Raw genomic sequence first — 21,709 nt, forward strand, 5'->3', positions numbered from 1 at the left:
AGGCGCGTTTTTTCATTTTATTTCAAGCAGTTTCTGGTGCCACTGTTCAAACATTTCCCGGCTGATATTGGCTTCTTTCAACAAGGCATCCAGCAATTCCCGGGGCAACTTATCCTCTTGCACCAGCATAGAGCATTCGCTGATCAGATTGGCTTGCCAAATCAGCTGGCTTAAACGATTTTCCGGCTTGGCACCGACATTGGCCAGAGGTTGCAATACAGTCTCAAATGCCTTGGGTAACTGCCAGCAGCTCACCAGTAGACTGCTCAATGACAAGGAGCGCGCCGTCATCACCTGACGAAACAGCCAGGACTTGGGCTGCTCGCTAGGCTCGACTTGAATAAATGCATCGAGCAACAGCTTGAAGATGGCTATCTTGCCGACATCGTGCAGCAGGCCCACCATAAAAGCAGTATCCGGTTCTTCGGTTTCCAGTTCTCCCGCCAGGAAAGCCACCTGCAGTGAATGGCGCCACAAATGGGCTCCAAAGCGGCGAAAGTAGATGGGTTTGATATCTATCATCTCTTTCATCATGCAGGTAGTCACTATCCGTCTCAGTCTGTTGCTACCCAATTGAACCAGAGCCTGCTGAAGACTGGTTATCTGCCGCTCGCTGCGGCGAAATGCCGCCGAGTTACAGATGCGAATAACCTCGGCACTCAACACGGGATCTTGCTGAATAAGCGCGACTATATCCTGATTATCAAATTCAGGATCGCTGAGTTTGTTGTCCAGCTCCAGTATTCGGCCAGGGATCTGCAGTACAGAATCGGCTATCTGCTGCGGTGAGGCCAGAGCCTGCTCAATGTCGCTCATGACCCGCTTTTCGAGTTTATTGGCAACACCACCGTTATTTTGGCTGCTGACGGAGAACAGTAAACTGTAAAACAGAGCCGTAGCATCGACGGCGGCCACCAGCTCATCGCTCTCGGCGGTGATCTCCCGCGAGCGACTCAAGATTTGCTGCTCATACTGAATATTGGGCGGGGCTTCGTTGAAGCTTTTCGGTCGTTCTACTTCAACGTTTTCCCTGAGATTAAACAGTTTCCTGAAGAGTCCTATCAATTGATTTCCTGCGCAATTATTTTACCCAAGATGGTTCAGTATAATCACTATTTAACAAAGTAAACGCGGCGAACATCCAATAAAAAAGGAAGGCCAGAGGCCTTCCTTTTAAAGATAACGAGCTGTTTGATTAAACGTCGAGGTTAGCCACGTTGAGGGCGTTGGCCTCAATAAAGTCGCGTCTTGGCTCAACCTGATCGCCCATCAGAGTGGTAAACAGCTGATCGGCCGCAATCGCATCTTCAATGGTGACTTGCAACATGCGGCGGCTCTCGGGATCCATGGTGGTTTCCCATAGCTGTTCGGGGTTCATTTCACCCAGTCCTTTATAGCGCTGGATATAGAGACCGCGCTTGGACTCGGCTATCAGCCAGTCAAGTGCTTCAACAAAACTGCTGACCTCTTTGACCCGCTCACCACGTTTAACATAGCCACCATCTTCAATTAGATCACAGATCTGCTCACCGAGCTTGGCAATGCGCTCATAATCGCTGGAATGGAAAAAGTCATAACCAAACAGATAATGGGTATCTATACCGTGTTTGCGCACAATGAGCTGCGGTAGATACACCTTACGCTCAGGATCCAGCACTGTTTCCATCTTGTAGATAACGCCGCCGTTCTCTTCATCTTCGAGATCCTGCAGCAGGCCTTTGCACCAAGTGGTCATAGCGGCTTCGTCTGCCAACATTTCGGCGGTCACCCGCGGACGATACAGCATGCGGTTGGTCACATTGGTTGGATAACGTTTTTCCAAGCGCTCAATGATAGCTTCCACTTCACGATATTGGTAAACCAGACGCTCCAGACCTTCACCAGACATGGCCGGTGCATCCTTGGATGGATAGATGCTGCCGCCATCAAGAGCCTGAGTGGTCAAGTATTCAGTCAATGCAGGTTCATCTTTCAGATACTGCTCCTGCTTGCCTTTCTTCACTTTGAACAAAGGAGGCTGAGCAATATAAACAAAGCCACGTTCAATCAGCTCTGGCATCTGACGGAAGAAGAAGGTCAACAGCAGCGTACGGATGTGCGAGCCGTCGACGTCAGCATCTGTCATGATGATGATGTAGTGATAACGGGTCTTGTCCGGATCATATTCATCGCGGCCGATACCACAGCCTAGGGCGGTGATAAGAGTCGCCACTTCCTGAGAAGACAGCATCTTGTCGAAGCGAGCCTTCTCTACGTTAAGAATTTTACCCTTGAGTGGCAAAATAGCCTGGTTCTTTCTGTTCCGGCCCTGTTTGGCACTACCGCCGGCCGAATCACCCTCCACTATGTAGATTTCAGAAAGACCTGGGTCTTTTTCCTGACAGTCTGCCAATTTACCCGGCAAACCACCCAAATCCAGGGCTCCTTTACGACGGGTCATCTCGCGGGCTTTTCGGGCCGCTTCACGGGCGCGGGCAGCGTCGATAATCTTGCCAACAATCATCTTGGCATCAGCTGGGTTTTCCAGCAGATAGTCATTCAGCTTCTCACCCATGGTCTGTTCCACGGCACCTTTGACCTCACTGGAAACCAGCTTGTCTTTGGTCTGGGAGCTGAATTTGGGATCTGGAACCTTCACAGAAACCACCGCAGTAAGGCCTTCACGGGCGTCATCACCCGTGGCGTTGGTCTTGCCCTTCTTGTTGAAGCCTTCCTTCTCCATGTAGTTGTTCAGGTTACGGGTCAATGCCGCCCGGAAACCTGCCAAGTGAGTACCACCATCACGCTGGGGAATATTATTGGTAAAACAGAAAATGCTTTCCTGAAAACCGTCGTTCCACTGCATAGCCACTTCAACAGTGATGCCATCTTCCCGCTCTTGAGAAAAGTGGAAAACATCCTTATTCACCGGGGTCTTATTACGGTTCAGGTACTCTACGAAGGCCTTGATACCGCCTTCATAATGGAATAATTCATCTTTATTATCGCGCTCGTCAACCAGACGGATACCCACGCCTGAGTTCAAGAATGACAGCTCGCGAATACGTTTGGCCAGCAGCTCATAATGAAACTCGGTATCAGTAAAGGTTTCATGGCTGGGCCAAAAACGAATTTCAGTACCAGTCTTGGTCGCTTCACCGATTTCCTTGATAGGCTCTTGCGGCTCACCATGTTTGTAAAACTGCTCATAAACCTTACCATCGCGGCGAATGGTCAGTTGCAGTTTTTCCGACAGAGCGTTAACCACGGATACACCCACACCGTGCAAACCACCGGAAACTTTATAGGAGTTGTCATCGAACTTACCGCCGGCGTGCAGTACTGTCATAATAACCTGAGCCGCCGAAACTCCTTCTTCAGGGTGAATGGCAACCGGAATACCACGACCATCATCTTTTACAGAGACAGAACCATCAACATGAATGGTGATCACTATGTCACTGCAATGACCCGCCAAAGCTTCATCGATAGAGTTATCGACGACTTCGAATACCATGTGATGCAGACCCGTGCCATCGTCGGTATCACCAATATACATCCCAGGTCTTTTACGTACCGCATCAAGGCCCTTAAGGACCTTAATACTCGAAGAATCGTAACTGTTCTCTGACATATTATTCTCTCATCGGTTATTCAATGACCGTTACCCGCCCCTGTTCCACCTGAAAAATTCGGCTGGGGGGCGTGCTTAATGAATCTGATATTGCCGCCGGGTCAATCGCAGTGACAAACACTTGCGCCCCGGTTTCGCTCAACTGCCGCAGCAATAACTTCCTGTGTTTCGCATCCAGCTCTGACGGCAGATCGTCGACCAGATAGATACTATTCTTATCTATTTGTTGTTTAAGCAACTTTCCCTGTGCTATTCGTAATGCACACACCAACAACTTCAGTTGACCACGAGACAAAGCATCCTGAGCGGGCAGATTACCCACTCTGAGTCTCAAGTCAGCTTTATGGGGGCCACTGACTGTGTGCCCCATGGATAGATCCCGGGAATAAGACGCCTGCAACAGGGCCGCAAACTCAGTTTTACTATCCCAACCACGGGTAAAAGAAACCTTGATATCAACCTGTGGTAGAAACTCCCCGATTATACCCTTAAGTAGTTCATTTAACGAGTCTACATATGCCTTTCGTATCTCGGTGACCAACTCGGTGTAACGGACAAAATCCCGGTCCCAGAATGCGATTTGCTGATAGGCAGCACCATCCTTAAGTAACTGATTACGCTGTTTAAGAATTCGTCTGACATTAACCCAAGCCTGATAAAACTGCGGATCGCAATGAAACGCCCCCCAGTCGATAAACTGACGCCTGGCCTTGGGGCCTTCAAACAGCAACGAAAAGCTCTCTGGGGTTATTACCTGAATAGGCAGGGTATCAGCCAACACAGACAGACGCTTTATCTTCTCGCCATCCATTCTGACTTCGGTCTCGCCACTGCGAAATCGTCGCAGTCCCAACTTACTGTCACCGGATGGCAGGCTCAAATTGGCAAACAGGGTCAACTGGTCCTGCTGGTTATTGATCACCCTCTGAGACAGATGACTGCGAAACGAGCGCCCCATCCCCAGAAAGTAAATCGCTTCCAGGACACTGGTTTTGCCACTGCCATTTTGGCCGTAAATAAGATTCAGCCCAGTGCCGGGGAGCAGTTGGGCTGAATCGATATTACGAAAAGCTTGGATATTGAGACGAGTTAGACTCATTTATGGCCCAAAGTCGCCCCTAGAGGCGCATCGGCATCACCACGTACATGGAGTCTTCCTCGACGTGGTTTTCAATCAAGGCGCTGGAGTTACCATCACTGAGGGTAATCCTGACTTCATCGGCCTTGAGGCCATTGAGCACATCCAGCAGATAAGAGACGTTGAAGCCGATTTCGAGCGGCTGACCGGCATAATCCACATCGATGATCTCTTCGGCTTCTTCCTGTTCCGGGTTGTTGGCGGTGATCTTGAGCAGCGCATTTTCCAGCTGCACCCTGACACCACGGAACTTCTCATTGGACAAGATAGATGCCCGCAATAGCGCTTGTTTAAGCTGATTGCGACTGGCCAGCACTATCTTGTCGCCGCCTTTGGGCAATACCCGGCGATAATCCGGGAAGCGACCATCCACCAACTTACTGGTGAACACGGCGCTGGCTGTGGTAGCACGAATGGCGTTATCACCAATGGCAATATGGATATCCTGATCTTCACTGTCCAGCAGGCGAGCCAGCTCCATCACCCCTTTACGAGGCACGATCACCTGATTTTCCGGCAAAGAGGCTGCTATCTCTCTGTGACTCAGAGCCAAGCGGTGGCCGTCTGTTGCAATGGCACGCAGTACATTACCCTCGGTTTCCAGCAGCAAACCGTTGAGATAGTAACGCACATCCTGGTTGGCCATGGAAAACTGAGTGGCATCTATCAGTGACTTGAGTGTGCCCTGCTTGAGGTTAAATTCGATGGCAGGCTGGAAACTCTCGACATTGGGGTATTCTTCCGCCGGTAGCGTCGCCAACGAGAAACGGCTGCGACCGCTGCGAAGCAGCCACTTGTTTTCCTGCTGTTCGATTTTGATTTCGCTCTGCTCAGGCAGTGACTTGACGATATCGAGCAGTTTCTTGGCCGGCACTGTGGTTCGCCCTTCCTGCACTTCGCCACTGACCTCAGCACTGCCAACCAGTTCCACCTCAAGATCTGTACCCGTCATCTTGAGTGAGTGATTACTTACTTCCACCAGGAGGTTTGCCAGAATGGGCAAGTTATGGCGTCTTTCCACCGCGCCACTGACCAACTGGAGCGGCTTTAATAGGGCATCCCTATCGATCGAAAATTTCATGGTCCTGTTCCCTGATTAAGAAGATAAGGTTCTAATCAAGTTGGCATAATCTTCTTTAATGTCGTGACTCTCTTCCCGCAGCTGCGCAATCTTGCGGCAGGCATGCAACACAGTTGTATGGTCACGACCACCAAAGGCATCACCTATCTCAGGCAAGCTCTGATTGGTTAATTCTTTAGATAACGCCATGGCCATCTGCCTCGGTCTCGCCACACTGCGGGAACGGCGCTTGGACAGCATATCGGCCATCTTGATCTTGTAATATTCAGCCACTGTTTTCTGAATGTTGTCTATAGTGACTAATTTTTCCTGCAGAGCCAAGAGGTCACGCAAGGCTTCGCGCACAAAATCAATGGTTATTGGCCGACCAGTAAAGTTGGCATTAGCGATAACCCGGTTCAATGCCCCTTCCAATTCACGCACGTTGGAGCGTAAGCGCTTGGCAATGAAAAAGGCCACTTCATCCGGCAAGTTGATCCCACTCTCCTGCGCCTTGCGCATCAAAATGGCGACCCGGGTTTCCAGCTCAGGCGGCTCGATGGCCACGGTAAGACCCCAGCCAAAGCGCGACTTGAGCCGATCTTCCACACCATCGATCTCTTTCGGATACCGATCCGATGTCAAAATGATCTGGTGATTGCCCTCAAGCAAAGCATTAAAGGTATGGAAAAACTCTTCCTGAGATCTGTCTTTATTGGCAAAAAACTGAATGTCATCGATAAACAGGGCGTCTACGCTACGGTAGTAACGCTTGAAGTCTTCAATGGCATTATTTTGCAGCGCCTTGACCATGTCCTGCACAAAACGCTCTGAGTGCATATAGACCACTTTGGCGTTGGGATTATTCTTGATAATGCCGTTGCCTACGGCGTGCAGCAGGTGAGTCTTACCCAGGCCGGTGCCGCCATACAAAAACAACGGGTTATAGGCGCCACCCGGGTTTTCTGCCACCTGCAATGCGGCCGCCTTACCCAGTTGGTTGGACTTACCTTCAACAAAGTTATCGAACTGATAAGTAGGATTAATATTGCTGCGATAGCTGTGGTTTACAGCCGGCTCGGCAGCAGTATTAAAAGTAGCACCTTTGCCGGCTGCGCTCTTGGGTGCGCTGACAGAGGCCTTGGTCGCAGTTGGGGCCTGTACCTGAGGCTTGGCCGACGGACGACTACCTATGTCAAACCTGAGTTTGGGTGCATCATTGCCCAAATGCTCAGTAAAAAACTGATTGATAATGTTGAGATATTTATCTCTAACCCAATCAAGCACGAACCGGTTTGGCGCATAAAGCACCAGGGTATCCCCATCCATTTCGGCTTGTAACGGTCTGATCCACATACTGAATTGTTGAGCAGAAAGCTCATCTTGCAGTCGTCCGATACATTGCTGCCAAAGTGAAACCGCCACGTACTTATCCCCAAAAGATCGCCTCGAAAGGAGGGTATTCTATAGTGAGATCTGAATAATCGCTATCCTTTAAGTATAATTATCCCCAGGCAGATCCCAACAGTCAGATCTGTCGGATCCAGATCGATCTCCCAAGATCCGCTATTTGGCGAGCCGGTTAAAATCCCGCTTTATAAAGCGATCCACCCTGATCTATAATCAGCGACCGCCGATCTGCCAAAAGATTAATGGATCCACAAGATGTAGTGTCCGTACACAGAGTTATCCACATCCTGTGGTGACAACAGCTCAACAGATCGCGAAAATGCCGAGATAAATTACCTTGAGAGGGGCTGCACGTGTTGACTGCCCTGACTAAAGTGATTACAATTCGGCCTCTTTTTTGCCCTTACCTCAAACAGAGATAAGGTAAATTCACTAACAAAGACGGATTGCCATCATGAGTAAACGTACTTTTCAACCTAGCAACCTGAAGCGCAAGCGTTCTCACGGCTTCCGCGCTCGTATGGCTACAGCGAACGGCCGTAAGGTACTGGCTCGTCGCCGTGCCAAAGGTCGCGCTCGTCTGTCTGCTTAATTGCGAGTAGACAACTAGGTGACTCGTTACACCTTTACGCGGGAGTTACGCTTGCTAACTCCCGCGCAATTCAAAACCGTATTTTCCAACCCCATTAAAGCCTCCTCAGCTGAGATAACCCTGCTTGCTGTACCCAATGAGATGCAACATCCGCGTCTTGGACTCACTGTGGCTAAACGCCATGTAAAGAGAGCCAATCAACGCAATCGTATCAAGCGGGTGATCCGGGATAGCTTCCGCCTCAATCAACATGATTTGCCACCACTGGATATAGTGGTCCTGGTTCGCGGCGGTGTGCTGGATATGGATAATGAACAGCTCAGAAAGCTGGTAGAAAAGTTATGGCGCAAACTCAGTCGCCGTTTCAATGGCTGATAATTAAGGCGATCAGAGCCTACCAACTCCTTATCAGCCCTATGCTGGGGCCTCGTTGTCGCTTTAATCCAACCTGCTCTCACTACGCCATAGAAGCGGTGCGAGTGCACGGAACGATTAAAGGGAGTTGGTTTGCAATCAAACGCATATTAAAATGTCACCCTTTACATCCGGGCGGCAGTGATCCCGTCCCCCCTAAAAATGACAGGTGTAATAAATAGGCTATGGAATCTCAACGCAATTTACTGCTTATCGGCCTGCTGTTTGTCAGCTTCTTGCTGTGGCAACAATGGCAAACCGATAAAGCACCCAAACCCGCTGTAACTGAAAATACAGTTGCCACTTCCGTTCAAGAGACAACTCACAGCGCTGACGTTCCGGTAGCCGAATCAGGCATGCCAGAAGAAACAGCCGTGGCGTCCAAAGATCTTATCAGAGTCACCACAGATCAACTGGATGTGCTGATCAACCCTGTCGGCGGTGACATTGTTCATGCCGCTCTGGTTTCTCACAAACTGGAGCTGAACAAAGACGAACCGTTCGTCCTGTTGGAACAGAAGCCTGGGTTCGTATACATAGCCCAGAGTGGCCTAATGGGCAGCGGCGGTACAGACAGTACCAAGGGCCGTGCTACCTATTCAGCCAGCGCCAAAGAATTCACTCTTGCCGATGGCCAGGACACACTGACTGTTCCATTGAGCTACACAGCAGCAAACGGCGCCAAGTACACCAAGATCTACACCTTCCACAAAGGTCAGTTTGCCGTAGACGTTGAGTACAAGATTAACAACACCACATCAGAGCCACTGCAAGTTCAGATGTACGGTCAGATAAAACAGACCATCAAGCCTTCAGACAGCAGCATGATGATGCCAACTTATCGTGGTGCCGCCTTCTCGACTGCCGATATCCGCTACGAAAAGTATAACTTTGAAGATATCCAGGAAAAGAACCTGGAGAAGAAGACAGAAGGTGGCTGGGCCGCCATGCTGCAACACTACTTTGTGTCGGCCTGGGTTCCGCCAAAGAATGAAACCAACACCATATTTACCAGAGATAGTTCAGGTACCGCCAACATTGGCTTCATGGGCGAGAAAAAGACAGTAGCCCCTGGCACTGAAATGACCTTGAGCGCCGACTTCTACGTAGGTCCAAAGGATCAAGCCGCCCTGTCCGAACTGTCTGACACCCTTAACCTGGTTGTGGATTATGGCTTCCTCTGGTGGCTGGCTGTGCCTATCTACAAGCTGTTGATGTTCTTCCAATCCATCGTGGGTAACTGGGGTGTGGCCATCATACTTATCACCCTAACGGTGCGCGGTATTCTGTTCCCGCTGACCAAGGCGCAATACACCTCTATGGCCAAAATGCGTAACCTGCAACCAAAACTGCAGGAGCTGAAGGACAGATTCGGCGATGATCGCCAGAAGATGGGCCAGGCCATGATGGAGTTGTACAAGAAGGAAAAAGTGAACCCTATGGGTGGCTGTCTGCCTATCTTGCTGCAAATGCCTATCTTTATTGCCCTTTACTGGGTACTGATGGAAGGTGTGGAACTGCGCCATGCGCCGTTCATGCTGTGGATTGACGATCTGTCGGTACAGGATCCTTACTACATCCTGCCTTTGCTGATGGGTGTTTCCATGTTCCTGATGCAAAAAATGCAGCCAATGGCACCGACTATGGATCCTATGCAGCAGAAGATGATGCAATGGATGCCGGTCATCTTTACCGTGTTCTTCCTCTGGTTCCCATCCGGTCTGGTACTCTACTGGTTGGTGGGTAACATAGTTGCCATTATCCAGCAGAAGATTATCTATGCCGGCCTGGAGAAAAAAGGCTTAAAATAAGCCTATTTCGGGTCAAATGATCAAGGGCGGCCTAAGGGTCGCCTTTTGCTTTTATAAATAAGTTTTCAAGGGTTAATGCAGTGACAACAGATACTATCGTGGCCCAGGCCACCGCTCCAGGTCGCGGTGGTGTTGGCATAGTCAGAGTCTCGGGGCCCAAGGCCCAAGCCGTTGCACAGGCATTACTGGGCCACCAGCCCAAGCCAAGATATGCCGATTACTGTGACTTCAAAGGAAGTCATGGAGAAGTGCTGGATCAGGGTATCGCCCTGTTCTTCAAAGGCCCGAATTCTTTTACCGGTGAAGATGTGCTGGAACTTCAGGGCCATGGTGGTCAAATCGTCATGGACATGCTGATTAAGCGAGTCCTGGAAGTCGAGGGGATCCGCTTGGCACGCCCAGGGGAGTTCAGCGAACAGGCCTTTATGAATGACAAGCTGGATCTAACCCAGGCAGAAGCGATTGCCGATCTTATCGATGCCACCAGTGAACAGGCCGCCAAAAGCGCACTACAATCACTTCAGGGCGAGTTTTCCCGCGAAGTGCATGAGTTGGTGGAACAGGTTACCAATCTGCGTCTCTATGTCGAGGCCGCCATCGACTTTCCCGATGAAGAGGTGGATTTCCTCTCCGACGGCAAGATTGCCAATGCCCTTTATCGCATCATAGATAAACTGGACTTGGTACAGGCCAGTGCCAAGCAGGGCGCCATCATCCGCGAAGGGATGAAAGTAGTGATAGCCGGTCGCCCCAACGCAGGTAAGTCCAGTCTGCTCAACGCCCTGGCGGGAAAAGAGTCAGCGATAGTCACCGAAATAGCCGGCACCACAAGGGATGTATTGCGGGAGCATATCCACTTGGATGGCATGCCGCTGCATGTCATAGACACAGCCGGCCTGCGCGACACCACTGACACAGTGGAACAGATAGGCATAGAAAGAGCCTGGGCAGAAATCGCTACCGCCGACAGAGTATTGTTTATGGTCGATGGCACAGAAACCCAAGCCGTTGATCCCCATGAAATCTGGCCTGATTTTATTGATCGCCTGCCGGAAAACCTCGGCGTCACAGTGGTACGCAATAAGGCGGATCTGACCGGTGAATCACTGAACCCCAGCGAAGAGAAAGGCTATGACGTTTTTAGGATCTCAGCCAAAACAGGGCTCGGGGTCGATGCGCTGAAACAGCACCTCAAGAACCTGATGGGCTATCAGAGTAACTTGGAAGGCGGTTTTATCGCCCGTCGCCGCCACCTGGAAGCCCTGGAAGTCGCTGGTGACCATCTGCAGCAGGGCAAAGTACAGCTGGAAGTCTATCAGGCAGGTGAGCTGCTGGCCGAAGAACTGCGCATGACTCAACAGGCTCTGGCCGAAATCACCGGCCAATTCACCTCGGACGATCTGCTGGGAAGAATTTTTTCCAGCTTCTGTATCGGGAAGTAAAATAGTAAAACGCATCAAACGAAATCAAAACAACATTATGATTTTAAAATAATTTTGTTTTACTCAGTGAGAAGCGATTTGAAGGGTTTTGTCGATTCTTGCTCCGTATGTGCTCCAAAGATAAATTCTGGAGCACAAGATGAGAAAAACCTATGAAAATCAATATACAAAAGCGAGAACCAGATAAGAATGGCCTGCGCCCCATCAGGCTTGTGTACTATTACGGCTCAAAGACCTCGGAAGACGGTTCAAGGGCCCAAAAGCGCTCTTATGAACCACTCTACAACAAGCCAAAGAACGTAGCTGAGCGCGAGCACAACAAGATCACACTGCAAAAAGCAGAGGCCATTCGTGCCAAACGTCTGCTGGAAATGGAATCGGCCAAACATGGCTTGAATGACCGAACCAAACTCAATGCCAGCTTCTTTGACTACTTCGATCAACTCACGGCCAGTAAAGCCTCTGGAAGCAAATCTAATTACTCTATCTGGGTCTCGGCGGGTATCCATCTGCATAGATACTACGGCCACGCTGAGCTCAACTTTGAGCAGGTTGATAAGTACTTTCTGGAAGGTTTTCGTCACTACCTACAGCACGAGGCTATGACAAAATCCGACGAAAATATCTCCAGAAATACGGCCTGCAGTTACTTCAACAAAATCCGAGCAACACTTAATCAAGCGCAACGAGATCGCATCATCAGGGATAACCCGGCCGAACAAGTCAAATCCATCAAAGCAGAAAGGACACAGCGCACCTATCTCACCCTGGATGAGGTAAAGGCTCTTACCAAGGCAGAATGCCGCTACGATGTGTTACGGAGAGCGTTCCTGTTCTCATGCACCACAGGATTGCGTTGGTCAGACATTCATAAGCTGGTATGGGGAGAAATAGAGGTGTTTGCCCAAGGCCATTACAGGATCATCTTTTCCCAGAAAAAACTCAAAAACTCTGGAAATGGCCTGCAATACCTGGACCTGCCGGATTCCGCCGTGCGTCTTCTCAACTTGGATATGAGAGGTAAACCTACAGAACGAGTGTTTAAAGGCTTACGTTACAATAGCTACAGCAACGTAGCTTTGGTGCAGTGGGCCATACGTGCAGGAATCACCAAACACGTTACTTTTCATGCAGGCCGTCACACCTTTGCAGTAAACCAGCTTGCCCGTGGCCTGGACATCTATTCACTATCCAGACTGCTTGGCCACAGCGAACTCAGAACGACAGAAATCTACGCAGATATCCTGGAAACCCGCCGCACTACGGCCATGCGAACCTTTCCGGATATTTTTGAAGAACAATCAGGCTAAAACAATTTCCTCTTCCAATCATGCAGGTCTGTTCGAAATCAAAATAAAAGGGCACATCAACGGTGCCCTTCATCAATTACATATGAAAGTTAGTTTTTACAGCCATTCTTATCGCAAGTGATTTTCTCATGGGAATTAACCCAATGGTCAGAATTTTTCTTGGTATCAGTGCCGCAGCCAGTATTGCCGCCTTTCGTACCGCTGTGTACCACTCCTGTTGGGGTATGCTTTACAGACATATAGCGTCCTTCCTTAGTCAATGATCAGTAGTTGATGTCGAATGACACCTTAAGGCATAGTAGCTAAAAGTTGAGGTGTCAATTACATCAACAAGTATTGACACCAGTGTACGTTTATCTGTGCTTATTCCATTACGGCATTATTCATTAGGTTGACTTAGGGTTAGTATTTAGTATCAGTTATAGGAAAATTAACCGGCATGCCAAAAAAAAGAAGTAAAACCCCTTCACTTAATAAGCTTATTCCACAAGTGTTGCCGGCTATATTGGAGGCTGAGTTATACGATTTGTATCAATTTTCTTGTAAGCACTCTGAGCCTGTGTGGCCAAAGTTTAAACTCGTAGAAGGAGACAGGCCAACACAAGATACCATTGATGAATTCATTAGTTTAACTCATCAGGGAATGCGGATTGCTCAAGGAAAAATAATCTGCAGTCTTCTTTCTGATGGTGACAGGTATGAAGTTAGCGATGCTCGACGCTTCTCATATATTGGAATTTCTGATGCGATAGGTTGGCAATTATTTAAGCATGAGCTTGCTTATGCAAAACGTTTTTTCATGGCGCAAAAACCTCCTATACTTCAAGAAGCCAATATTGAATCAGTTATTTCTATTGTAGAGCAATGCCATGAAAATGATCCTGATTCTATTGCACTAATATCAGACCTAACTAGTTTCATCCAAATTGGTGATATTTATCATGTCACAACGCATGGTCGAACTAATATCTATGAAGTAAAAGATGGCGAAACAAACCGACATATACTAGATATCCTAAAAGATATGCCAACGTTGGTTGATGCTCAGGATGTACCTAGACTCCTTCCAAACAAATCCGATGATTTTCAAAAGCAAGTTCAGAGAGTTATTCGCCAAAAGCAACGTATGTTATCAGTAAAAGAAACTTTATTAAACAATGAAGGGATCGATGCATATACAGGAGAACAAGTTAAAATCCATGAATTGCCAACTTTAGTTGAAAATTGGTACAGTTCAATTATTGAGTTGAGTGAAAAAAGCGAGTCAAAGGGTTATGCAATAGATGTCATTCAAGATTGTTTATATATTGGGTGTTATAAATCTAGACATTTTAAAATCCCTGGCCAAATAGCATTTGAAGCATGGTTTTCAGGAATGGGGGCAACCACAGATTGCCCTAGAACATCTTTAATTAATTGCATGATGGACCCTTTAGGCTTAACAATATATAATTTACCAATCCCTGATGATTTAAAATTTGATTTGTTATTTGGAAGAAAATATATTTCGTTGGCAATTAATATACCAAGGCTAATGGAAATCTGCAATAGCATTGGTATCCCAATGAGACTTGCAGATACCAAAGAGACAGCAAAACTAAAACAACAAAATAAGTATCTTTGGAGATATAACGGCCGGGCAATTGTTTTCGGAAAAAATACAAAGCAGGCTTGTTTAGGTGAAGGATTCGCTTTACGCGTCTTTTATCACGGAGAAAACCCTATTGATACCATGATTGCTTATGCTTCAGGGAATTGCTGAACAATTTATTATCGGAGGTTTTCACATCACAAAAAGGCTGCCGCTATCCAATGCACCTCGTTACATTTCACAGATGCAAAATGTGACATGTAACGCATGATGTCATTTCTTCATATTTTCATAGAGTCACAGGTTTATCTTGACCTTTCCCCCGAATTTAAGACCATGACATTGATGAGATTTCCAATACACTAGAGCCAATGGAGATCTCAACATGAAGAAACGTTACACCGAAGAACGAGGGTGTTCAAAAGTCGATGACATTTGCCGTGAAATGGGCATATCCACGGGCACTTTCTATAACTGGCGCAGCAAGTATGCCGGGCTGGAAGTGAACGAAGCGAAGCGGCTGAGGGAGTTGGAAGCGGAGAACAACAAGCTCAAAAAGATGTTGGCCGACAAGATGCTGGAAGTCGAAGCAATGAAGGATGTGCTGTCAAAAAAGTGGTAACGCCAGCGGCCAAAAAGCCTGTTGTTCAACACCTGATTGAGGGATTCAGCCTCAGTGAGCGAGTAGCCTGTCAGCTGGCAGGGCTTAGCCGGACTGCATATCGCTATCAATCCAGGACAAAGTCAGACAATGGGCTCAAACAGCGACTGAAGGCGCTGGCGACGCAATATCCTCGCTATGGGTATCTGATGCTGCATGGTTTGCTCAGGGGGGAAGGTCAGAAATGGGCCCGGGAGCCGGGAAACATGAGTGACCTAAGGCCTAGCGCTCGGCAATCACAAAGTTGGCGATAATGGGATTGTGATCAGACACTTCTGTTTCCGGCACATACAGCTCTTTGGGCTTCAATCCTCGATAAAAGAGATGATCTAGGGGATATCCCAGAACTCTCACCCTGTTATCCTCGCCAAAATGAGCCTCATTCAAACCCAAAGAAGAAGCGAAGTCTGCCAGCAGCATACTGCGTTCCTCACTCCAGGTATTGAAATCGCCCGCCAAAATAATAGGCCCCATGACTCTTTCCTCGGCAAGGGCTTCGGTCAAAGACTTGAGTTGCTGCCGATATTCCTCAATACCGACACTGAAGTTAATTCCATGGACATTGACCACAGTCAATAATGAGCCATCAGACAAAGGATATTTAGCGACCAAGGCCGTCTTGGGCAACCGCAGCCAGGGCTCAAGAGTACGGTAGCCGCAACTGCTCAAGGGAGCACTGCTCGACAGATTCATCACTCCGGCCGGAGTATCCAATACACTGAAAGCATTGGCGAAACGCCAAAACCACTGCGCGGCACTCAAATAGAGATACATGCCGGGATCAAGACTTGCTTCCTGCAATAGCACCAACTGCCTGCCTGTTGCAAAATCATTAAGACGAGAACGCCATAAGCCATTTTGCTGTTTCTGAATATTCCAGGTCAACACACCAAACTCGCCATTATTATCCAGCACCTTTGCCTTTGGCGTTTGGATACAAGCCGCGCCGGTATTGGTATCACCCCTATCAGATTGCAGTTGAACATTTGCCGGTACAGTAAACAACCAATGCCATCCCCCGAGTATCACCAGCAAAGAAAGCAACGGTAGGATCAGCAACCACTTCAGTTTCATATCAGCCTCAAGCGCAGAAAGAGCCTACAACAGGATCAATGTAATAGTACTCAAACTCAGGTTACCCAAGGCTGTCTGTCACCGCAAATTGGATTAATATGGGCTTATAAAATCAAGGCGCCAGGCGCTACATACAGAGAGGATTATCATGGCGAAAGTCGAAGTATTGGTCGGAACCACCTTAGGAGGAGCCGAATATGTCGCCGAAGAACTCATCAATAAGCTTGAACAAAACGGCCATCAGACAAGCCTGTACCTAACCCCAAAATTGGAGCAACTGGATCCCAAAGCCCTTTGGTTGATCGTTTCCTCTACCCATGGAGCCGGCGATCTTCCGGATAATTTGCAGCCTTTTTATCAGGAATTACTTCAATCAAACCTTCCCCTGCAAGAGTGTCGGTTCGCTTTATGCGCGATCGGCGACTCGAGTTACGATACTTTCTGTCAAGGCCCGGAAAAGCTGTTGCAACAACTGAGCGCCCTTGGCGCCCAATCCTATGTGGATAAGATCCAGATCGATGTTCAGTACGATCCCGTACCGGAAGATCCAGCACTGGCATGGCTCGATAGCTGGTTAGGCAAGCTCTAAAACAGATTTGCAACTGAATAAAGCATCAAGTACTCACAATTTAGACCTAACTTACCCACAGATTAGCTAAAAAAAAGATAACTCTGTGGATAATACTTTATTTTGATCTGATCAATCTTTGCATGAATCGGATCCTGAATGCAGGCAAGATCCCCCTTGTGGATAAGATCGCGATCTATCCCCAGCTTTAATGGAGATAGATCGCCAAGAGATCACAGGTTGAGCTAAGCCTAACTATATGTTTTAAAACATTTAATATTGTTACCCACAGAAAACCCCGATCCTAATAGTAAACATAGTAAGAAGATCTATATAAAGATCTTAAGATCTATAAGGCAGATCCCTTGCGATCCATCTGCATGAAATAGAGCATTCACCTGAATCCTTACAGGTGCTAAAATGATCGGCTGAAATTCCTTTTTCTTCCCTTGCTCAGCCAAAGGTAAATCTATGCGTTTTCATGAACGGTTTGATGTAATTGTTGTAGGTGGTGGTCATGCCGGAACTGAAGCCGCATTGGCAGCTGCCAGAATGGGAGTAAATACTCTGCTCTTGACCCACAATATTGACACTTTGGGTCAGATGTCCTGTAACCCGGCTATAGGGGGAATAGGTAAAGGGCACTTGGTTAAAGAGATAGATGCTTTGGGTGGCGCCATGGCAACAGCAACTGATTATGCCGGGATCCAGTTCAGAACCCTGAATTCAAGTAAGGGTCCAGCGGTAAGAGCTACCAGAGCCCAAGCAGATCGTTCCTTGTATCGACAAAAGATCCAAAAAATATTGCAAAACCAGCCCAACCTAAGGATCTTTCAACAAGCTGTTGACGATCTGGTTGTTGAAAACAACAGAGTTATTGGGGTTGTCACCCAAATGGGACTAGCCTTTGAAGCTCCTGCTGTGGTGTTGACGGCAGGAACTTTCCTGGGAGGTAAGATCCATATCGGATTGGAAAACTACAGTGGTGGTCGTGCCGGTGATCCTCCTGCGATCGCGCTGGCCCACAGACTCAGAGAATTACCAATTCGGGTTGGCCGCCTCAAGACGGGGACGCCGCCTCGTATCGATGCTCGCAGCGTCGACTTCGAGCAGATGACTGAACAGCAGGGAGATAATCCTCTTCCTGTGATGTCTTTTATCGGTGATGTGAGTCAGCATCCACAGCAGATCTCTTGCTATATCACCCATACCAATGAAAAAACTCACGAGATAATTCGTGGCGGTTTGGACAGAAGCCCCATGTATTCAGGGGTTATTGAAGGGATAGGCCCTAGGTACTGTCCATCTATTGAAGACAAGATCCATCGCTTTGCTGACAAGAATTCGCATCAGATCTTTATTGAACCTGAGGGACTCAATACCAATGAGCTATACCCCAACGGTATCTCAACCAGTTTGCCATTCGATGTGCAAATTGCTTTGGTCCGCTCGATCAAGGGGATGGAAAATGCCGAGATCATGCGCCCTGGCTATGCCATTGAATATGATTACTTTGATCCCAGAGATCTGAAAAATTCGCTGGAAACCAAAACCATAAATGGGTTGTTCTTTGCAGGTCAAATCAACGGCACCACAGGTTATGAAGAGGCAGGAGCTCAAGGCCTGTTGGCCGGCATGAATGCGGCTTTACAGGTGCAAGGTAAAGACGCTTGGGCACCTAGACGGGATCAGGCTTATCTTGGCGTGCTGGTGGATGATCTATCGACTTTGGGCACCAAGGAGCCCTATCGTATGTTTACCAGCCGCGCCGAATATCGCTTGCTGCTGCGCGAAGATAATGCCGATCTGCGCCTGACCGAGAAAGGCCGCGAGCTGGGTTTGGTTGACGATCAGCGCTGGGCCAAGTTCTCAGCCAAGGTTGAGGCGATAGAATCTGAGCTGCAACGTCTGCGCAGTCAATGGATCCATGTGAATTCCCCTCTGGTTGAAGCGCTGAATCCGCATCTCAATACTCCAATATCTCGCGAAGCTTCGTTTGAAGAGCTGCTGCGTCGTCCTGAGTTGGACTATGACAAGCTTATGGGGATTGAAGGTTTCGGGCCGGGGCTCGAAGATCGTCAAGCGGCCGAACAGGTGCAGATCCAGGTTAAATATGCCGGTTATATTCAGCGCCAGCAGGAAGAGATCGCCAAAGCACAGCGTAACGAAAATACCGGCCTGCCGCTGGAGCTCGATTACAACGAAGTGCCAGGCTTATCCAACGAAGTGATCGCCAAGCTCAATGCCCATAAACCGGAGACCATAGGCCAGGCCTCCAGGATCTCGGGGGTAACTCCGGCAGCCATCTCCATTTTGCTGGTGCATCTGAAAAAACGGGGATTACTGCGCCGAACGGCCTGATACAGTAAACCATTCCAGAGCCGGGGAAGCTGTAGATGCTTCCCTTGGCCGTTTTGGGGCCGCATAATAGCCCCGCAGTATTTTTCTGGGGAGAATACCCGTGCTTGCAGCACAGTTAAAAACATATCTGGCTGAGACAGGCCTCAATGCATCGGATGAACAGCAGCAACAGTTGCTTGGTTTTGTTGCCATGCTCAACAAATGGAATAAAGCCTATAACCTGACCTCGGTGCGCGAACCTGAGCAGATGCTCATCCGTCATATCATGGATAGCCTGGTCGTCTCTCCTCATCTCAAGGGACAGCGTTTTATCGACGTGGGCACAGGCCCTGGGTTGCCCGGTATCCCGCTGGCGATTTTGAATCCGGATAAAGAATTTGTATTGCTCGATAGCTTGGGCAAGCGGATCCGTTTTCAAAAACAGGTCCAGATTGAACTCAAATTGAAAAATATACAGTCGGTAGAGAGCCGGGTGGAAGCCTTTCAGGATCCGCAAGGGTTTGACGGCGTGCTAAGCCGCGCCTTTGCCTCAGTGGCAGACATGTTAAGCTGGTGTCAGCATTTGCCGGCGCAAAATGGGGTATTCTATGCCCTTAAAGGGCAACTGAACCCTGATGAGTTAACCGGGATCCCTGAGGGGTACAGTATCAGGGAATCCATTGAACTCAAGGTTCCAAAATTGGATGAACAGAGACATCTGCTGATCATAGCTCCCCAGGTTTGAATGCCTTGCAATTGGCTGGCGTATCAAGCAACTTGATGCAAACGGAACCGGGCATCAATAACAAAATTGACAGACAAGGTGACAGTGTGGCGAGAATTATTGCCGTAGCCAACCAGAAAGGTGGCGTTGGAAAAACAACAACTTGTGTTAATTTGGCTGCCTCTTTGGCGGCAACTAAGCGGCGGGTGCTATTGATCGATCTGGATCCCCAGGGCAATGCCACCATGGGGAGTGGCGTCGACAAATACGAAGTTGAAAACACCGCCTATGAGTTGCTGGTGGAAGAAAAGAGTTTTGACGAAGTCGTCGTGCGTAACACTGCCGGAAAATACGATCTCATTGCCGCCAATGGTGATGTGACAGCCGCCGAAATCAAATTGATGGAGTTCTTTGCCAGGGAGATTCGCCTGCGCAACGCCTTGGCAAAGGTGCAGGATGAGTACGACTTTATCTTTATCGACTGCCCTCCTTCGCTGAATATGTTGACTGTGAACGCCATGTCGGCGGCCGACTCAGTACTGGTTCCCATGCAGTGTGAGTATTATGCCCTGGAAGGCTTGACTGCCCTGATGGATACCATTTCCAAGTTGGCGGCCATGGTTAACCCTAAACTCGGGATCGAGGGAATACTCAGAACCATGTACGATCCCCGCAACCGTCTGGCCAACGATGTTTCCGATCAACTGAAACAGCATTTCGGTGACAAGGTTTACCGCACTGTGATCCCAAGAAATATTCGCTTGGCCGAAGCGCCGAGTTTTGGCGCTCCGGCTATGTACTATGACAAGAGTAGCGCTGGGGCCAAGGCCTATCTGGCTTTAGCCGGCGAAATCATTCGTCGCTCAGAGCAGAATCAGCAAGCGAAACAGGCATAAAGGAATGAGCATGACACTGAAAAAACGGGGTCTGGGCAAGGGCCTGGACGCACTTTTGAGTACCAGCCATGCGGCGAGTAAGAAGCGTGATGATGCCGAGCAATCCAAGGTTGATGCCGGCGAAACCCTGCTGACTTTGGATGTGGATCTGCTGCAGCCCGGTAAGTATCAACCCCGTAAAGATATGTCGCCGGAGGCGCTGGAAGAGCTGGCTGAATCTATCAAGGCTCAGGGCGTTATTCAGCCCATAGTGGTGCGTAAGATCAGTGATGACAAATACGAAATTATCGCTGGTGAACGTCGCTGGCGTGCGGCGCAGCTGGCCAAGTTGGACAAGGTGCCCTGTATAGTCAAACAGGTTGCCGATGAGGCTGCTGTGGCTATTGCCCTGATAGAAAACATTCAGCGGGAAGATCTCAATGCCATGGAAGAGGCTATTGCGCTTAACCGTTTGATCGAAGAATTTGATCTTACTCACCAACAAATAGCTGATGCTGTGGGAAAATCACGGGCTACCGTTTCAAATTTGCTGCGACTCAATGGATTGAATGAACCGGTAAAGCGATTACTGGAGTACGGTGATATTGAGATGGGTCATGCCCGAGCCTTGCTGGCATTGCAAGGTGAGGAGCAAACTTCTGTTGCTCGATTGGTGGTAGCGAAGGAATTGACCGTTCGTGAAACAGAACGATTGGTTAATAAAGTCTTAAATCCTGCCAAAGAGGCCGAAAAGCCTGTAAAAGATACCGATGTTGCTCGTCTGGAGAGTCAGTTAATTGAAAGGTTAGGTGCAAAAGTTTCCATTTCCCACGGTAGTAAGGGAAAGGGAAAAATTGTAATTAACTATCAAAATCTGGCTGAATTAGACGGCATTCTTGCCAAAATCCATTAAAAAAACGTCGTTAACGCTATTTAGTGTAAATTTGTGACGTTTGTTAATATTGCATTTATGCGAATTTGGGGCTGTATCACGTTAAAAGGTGAGGTTTTTACTTATCTCAAAGTTGCAAACAAGACTTGAAAAGGTATACTTTCGCAAGCTTTTTGTACCTCGACTCTATACGG

The 21,709-nt window shown here is 48.4% G+C and carries 18 protein-coding genes and 1 pseudogene; 13 read left to right on the forward strand and 6 right to left on the reverse strand.

The annotated features are described in order from the left end of the window. Positions 1–12 precede the first annotated feature (12 nt). From ACMHXE_RS05935 to dnaA, 5 genes are all read right to left on the reverse strand, one after another. Positions 13–1,065 carry an HDOD domain-containing protein gene (locus ACMHXE_RS05935; RefSeq protein ID WP_224868077.1) on the reverse strand — a complete coding sequence of 351 codons (1,053 nt, stop codon included), beginning with the start codon at positions 1,063–1,065 and terminating at the stop codon, positions 13–15. Between the two features lie 130 nt (positions 1,066–1,195). Continuing rightward, positions 1,196–3,613, reverse strand: coding sequence for a DNA topoisomerase (ATP-hydrolyzing) subunit B (gene gyrB, locus ACMHXE_RS05940; RefSeq protein WP_165564221.1), 2,418 nt, complete (start codon positions 3,611–3,613; stop codon positions 1,196–1,198). Positions 3,614–3,629: 16 nt separating this feature from the next. Further along, on the reverse strand, positions 3,630–4,712 hold the full coding sequence (recF, locus tag ACMHXE_RS05945) for a DNA replication/repair protein RecF (protein ID WP_101056530.1): 1,083 nt from the start codon (positions 4,710–4,712) through the stop codon (positions 3,630–3,632). Between the two features lie 19 nt (positions 4,713–4,731). Then, positions 4,732–5,832, reverse strand: a complete 1,101-nt coding sequence (gene dnaN, locus ACMHXE_RS05950) for a DNA polymerase III subunit beta (RefSeq protein WP_025011717.1) — start codon at positions 5,830–5,832, stop codon at positions 4,732–4,734. Positions 5,833–5,847: 15 nt separating this feature from the next. Then, on the reverse strand, positions 5,848–7,236 hold the full coding sequence (gene dnaA, locus ACMHXE_RS05955) for a chromosomal replication initiator protein DnaA (protein ID WP_039035678.1): 1,389 nt from the start codon (positions 7,234–7,236) through the stop codon (positions 5,848–5,850). Between the two features lie 439 nt (positions 7,237–7,675). On the opposite strand from dnaA, the gene rpmH reads away from it, so the two are divergent. The 8 genes and pseudogenes from rpmH to ACMHXE_RS05995 all read left to right on the forward strand — a co-directional run. Beyond that, positions 7,676–7,813, forward strand: a complete 138-nt coding sequence (gene rpmH / locus ACMHXE_RS05960) for a 50S ribosomal protein L34 (protein WP_011758135.1) — start codon at positions 7,676–7,678, stop codon at positions 7,811–7,813. A gap of 18 nt (positions 7,814–7,831) precedes the next feature. Next, positions 7,832–8,188, forward strand: coding sequence for a ribonuclease P protein component (rnpA, locus tag ACMHXE_RS05965; protein ID WP_101056528.1), 357 nt, complete (start codon positions 7,832–7,834; stop codon positions 8,186–8,188). Then, positions 8,155–8,409, forward strand: a complete 255-nt coding sequence (yidD, locus tag ACMHXE_RS05970) for a membrane protein insertion efficiency factor YidD (RefSeq protein ID WP_101056527.1) — start codon at positions 8,155–8,157, stop codon at positions 8,407–8,409. Before rnpA ends, yidD begins: the two co-directional genes overlap by 34 nt. Before the next feature lie 3 nt (positions 8,410–8,412). Next, positions 8,413–10,038: a membrane protein insertase YidC gene (yidC, locus tag ACMHXE_RS05975; RefSeq protein WP_101056526.1), complete on the forward strand. Its 1,626-nt coding sequence runs from the start codon at positions 8,413–8,415 to the stop codon at positions 10,036–10,038. Between the two features lie 80 nt (positions 10,039–10,118). Further along, positions 10,119–11,480: a tRNA uridine-5-carboxymethylaminomethyl(34) synthesis GTPase MnmE gene (gene mnmE, locus ACMHXE_RS05980; RefSeq protein ID WP_101056525.1), complete on the forward strand. Its 1,362-nt coding sequence runs from the start codon at positions 10,119–10,121 to the stop codon at positions 11,478–11,480. 152 nt (positions 11,481–11,632) lie between these two features. Continuing rightward, positions 11,633–12,790 carry a site-specific integrase gene (locus ACMHXE_RS05985; protein ID WP_413731665.1) on the forward strand — a complete coding sequence of 386 codons (1,158 nt, stop codon included), beginning with the start codon at positions 11,633–11,635 and terminating at the stop codon, positions 12,788–12,790. A 439-nt stretch (positions 12,791–13,229) separates the two neighbouring features. Further along, on the forward strand, positions 13,230–14,552 hold the full coding sequence (locus tag ACMHXE_RS05990) for a hypothetical protein (RefSeq protein WP_413731667.1): 1,323 nt from the start codon (positions 13,230–13,232) through the stop codon (positions 14,550–14,552). A gap of 214 nt (positions 14,553–14,766) precedes the next feature. Continuing rightward, a pseudogene (locus ACMHXE_RS05995) lies at positions 14,767–15,221 on the forward strand (transposase); the annotation flags it as partial. Positions 15,222–15,264: 43 nt separating this feature from the next. On the opposite strand, the gene ACMHXE_RS06000 reads toward ACMHXE_RS05995, so the two are convergent. After that, positions 15,265–16,116, reverse strand: a complete 852-nt coding sequence (locus ACMHXE_RS06000; protein WP_413731669.1) for an endonuclease/exonuclease/phosphatase family protein — start codon at positions 16,114–16,116, stop codon at positions 15,265–15,267. 148 nt (positions 16,117–16,264) lie between these two features. Here ACMHXE_RS06000 and mioC point away from each other — a divergent pair, with 148 nt between their 5' ends. The 5 genes from mioC to ACMHXE_RS06025 all read left to right on the forward strand — a co-directional run bounded on the left by mioC (position 16,265) and on the right by ACMHXE_RS06025 (position 21,536). Further along, the gene (gene mioC / locus ACMHXE_RS06005) at positions 16,265–16,705 is read left to right on the forward strand and encodes an FMN-binding protein MioC (protein ID WP_101057230.1); all 441 of its coding nucleotides are present in this window, start codon (positions 16,265–16,267) and stop codon (positions 16,703–16,705) included. A 450-nt stretch (positions 16,706–17,155) separates the two neighbouring features. Further along, positions 17,156–19,045, forward strand: a complete 1,890-nt coding sequence (gene mnmG, locus ACMHXE_RS06010) for a tRNA uridine-5-carboxymethylaminomethyl(34) synthesis enzyme MnmG (RefSeq protein ID WP_224868226.1) — start codon at positions 17,156–17,158, stop codon at positions 19,043–19,045. A 100-nt stretch (positions 19,046–19,145) separates the two neighbouring features. Continuing rightward, positions 19,146–19,769, forward strand: a complete 624-nt coding sequence (rsmG, locus tag ACMHXE_RS06015) for a 16S rRNA (guanine(527)-N(7))-methyltransferase RsmG (protein WP_226565539.1) — start codon at positions 19,146–19,148, stop codon at positions 19,767–19,769. A gap of 86 nt (positions 19,770–19,855) precedes the next feature. Further along, entirely contained in the window at positions 19,856–20,644 is a 789-nt protein-coding gene (locus ACMHXE_RS06020; protein ID WP_039035962.1) for a ParA family protein, read from the forward strand. A gap of 10 nt (positions 20,645–20,654) precedes the next feature. Then, positions 20,655–21,536: a ParB/RepB/Spo0J family partition protein gene (locus ACMHXE_RS06025; RefSeq protein ID WP_039035948.1), complete on the forward strand. Its 882-nt coding sequence runs from the start codon at positions 20,655–20,657 to the stop codon at positions 21,534–21,536. Positions 21,537–21,709: the final 173 nt, after the last annotated feature.

Source organism: Shewanella sp. BJSY2023SW007 (assembly GCF_047314525.1).
In the GTDB taxonomy this organism is placed as follows: Bacteria; Pseudomonadota; Gammaproteobacteria; order Enterobacterales; family Shewanellaceae; genus Shewanella; species Shewanella chilikensis.

Excerpts from the sequence above, each read along its gene's own strand:
- gyrB (WP_165564221.1), bottom strand. The coding sequence starts at position 3,613 with ATGTCAGAGAACAGTTACGATTCTTCGAGTATTAAGGTCCTTAAGGGC.
- yidD (WP_101056527.1), top strand. The coding sequence starts at position 8,155 with ATGGCGCAAACTCAGTCGCCGTTTCAATGGCTGATAATTAAGGCGATC.
- mioC (WP_101057230.1), top strand. The coding sequence starts at position 16,265 with ATGGCGAAAGTCGAAGTATTGGTCGGAACCACCTTAGGAGGAGCCGAA.
- rpmH (WP_011758135.1), top strand. The coding sequence starts at position 7,676 with ATGAGTAAACGTACTTTTCAACCTAGCAACCTGAAGCGCAAGCGTTCT.
- ACMHXE_RS06000 (WP_413731669.1), bottom strand. The coding sequence starts at position 16,116 with ATGAAACTGAAGTGGTTGCTGATCCTACCGTTGCTTTCTTTGCTGGTG.
- ACMHXE_RS05985 (WP_413731665.1), top strand. The coding sequence starts at position 11,633 with ATGAAAATCAATATACAAAAGCGAGAACCAGATAAGAATGGCCTGCGC.
- ACMHXE_RS06025 (WP_039035948.1), top strand. The coding sequence starts at position 20,655 with ATGACACTGAAAAAACGGGGTCTGGGCAAGGGCCTGGACGCACTTTTG.
- dnaN (WP_025011717.1), bottom strand. The coding sequence starts at position 5,832 with ATGAAATTTTCGATCGATAGGGATGCCCTATTAAAGCCGCTCCAGTTG.
- ACMHXE_RS05990 (WP_413731667.1), top strand. The coding sequence starts at position 13,230 with ATGCCAAAAAAAAGAAGTAAAACCCCTTCACTTAATAAGCTTATTCCA.
- yidC (WP_101056526.1), top strand. The coding sequence starts at position 8,413 with ATGGAATCTCAACGCAATTTACTGCTTATCGGCCTGCTGTTTGTCAGC.
- recF (WP_101056530.1), bottom strand. The coding sequence starts at position 4,712 with ATGAGTCTAACTCGTCTCAATATCCAAGCTTTTCGTAATATCGATTCA.
- mnmG (WP_224868226.1), top strand. The coding sequence starts at position 17,156 with ATGCGTTTTCATGAACGGTTTGATGTAATTGTTGTAGGTGGTGGTCAT.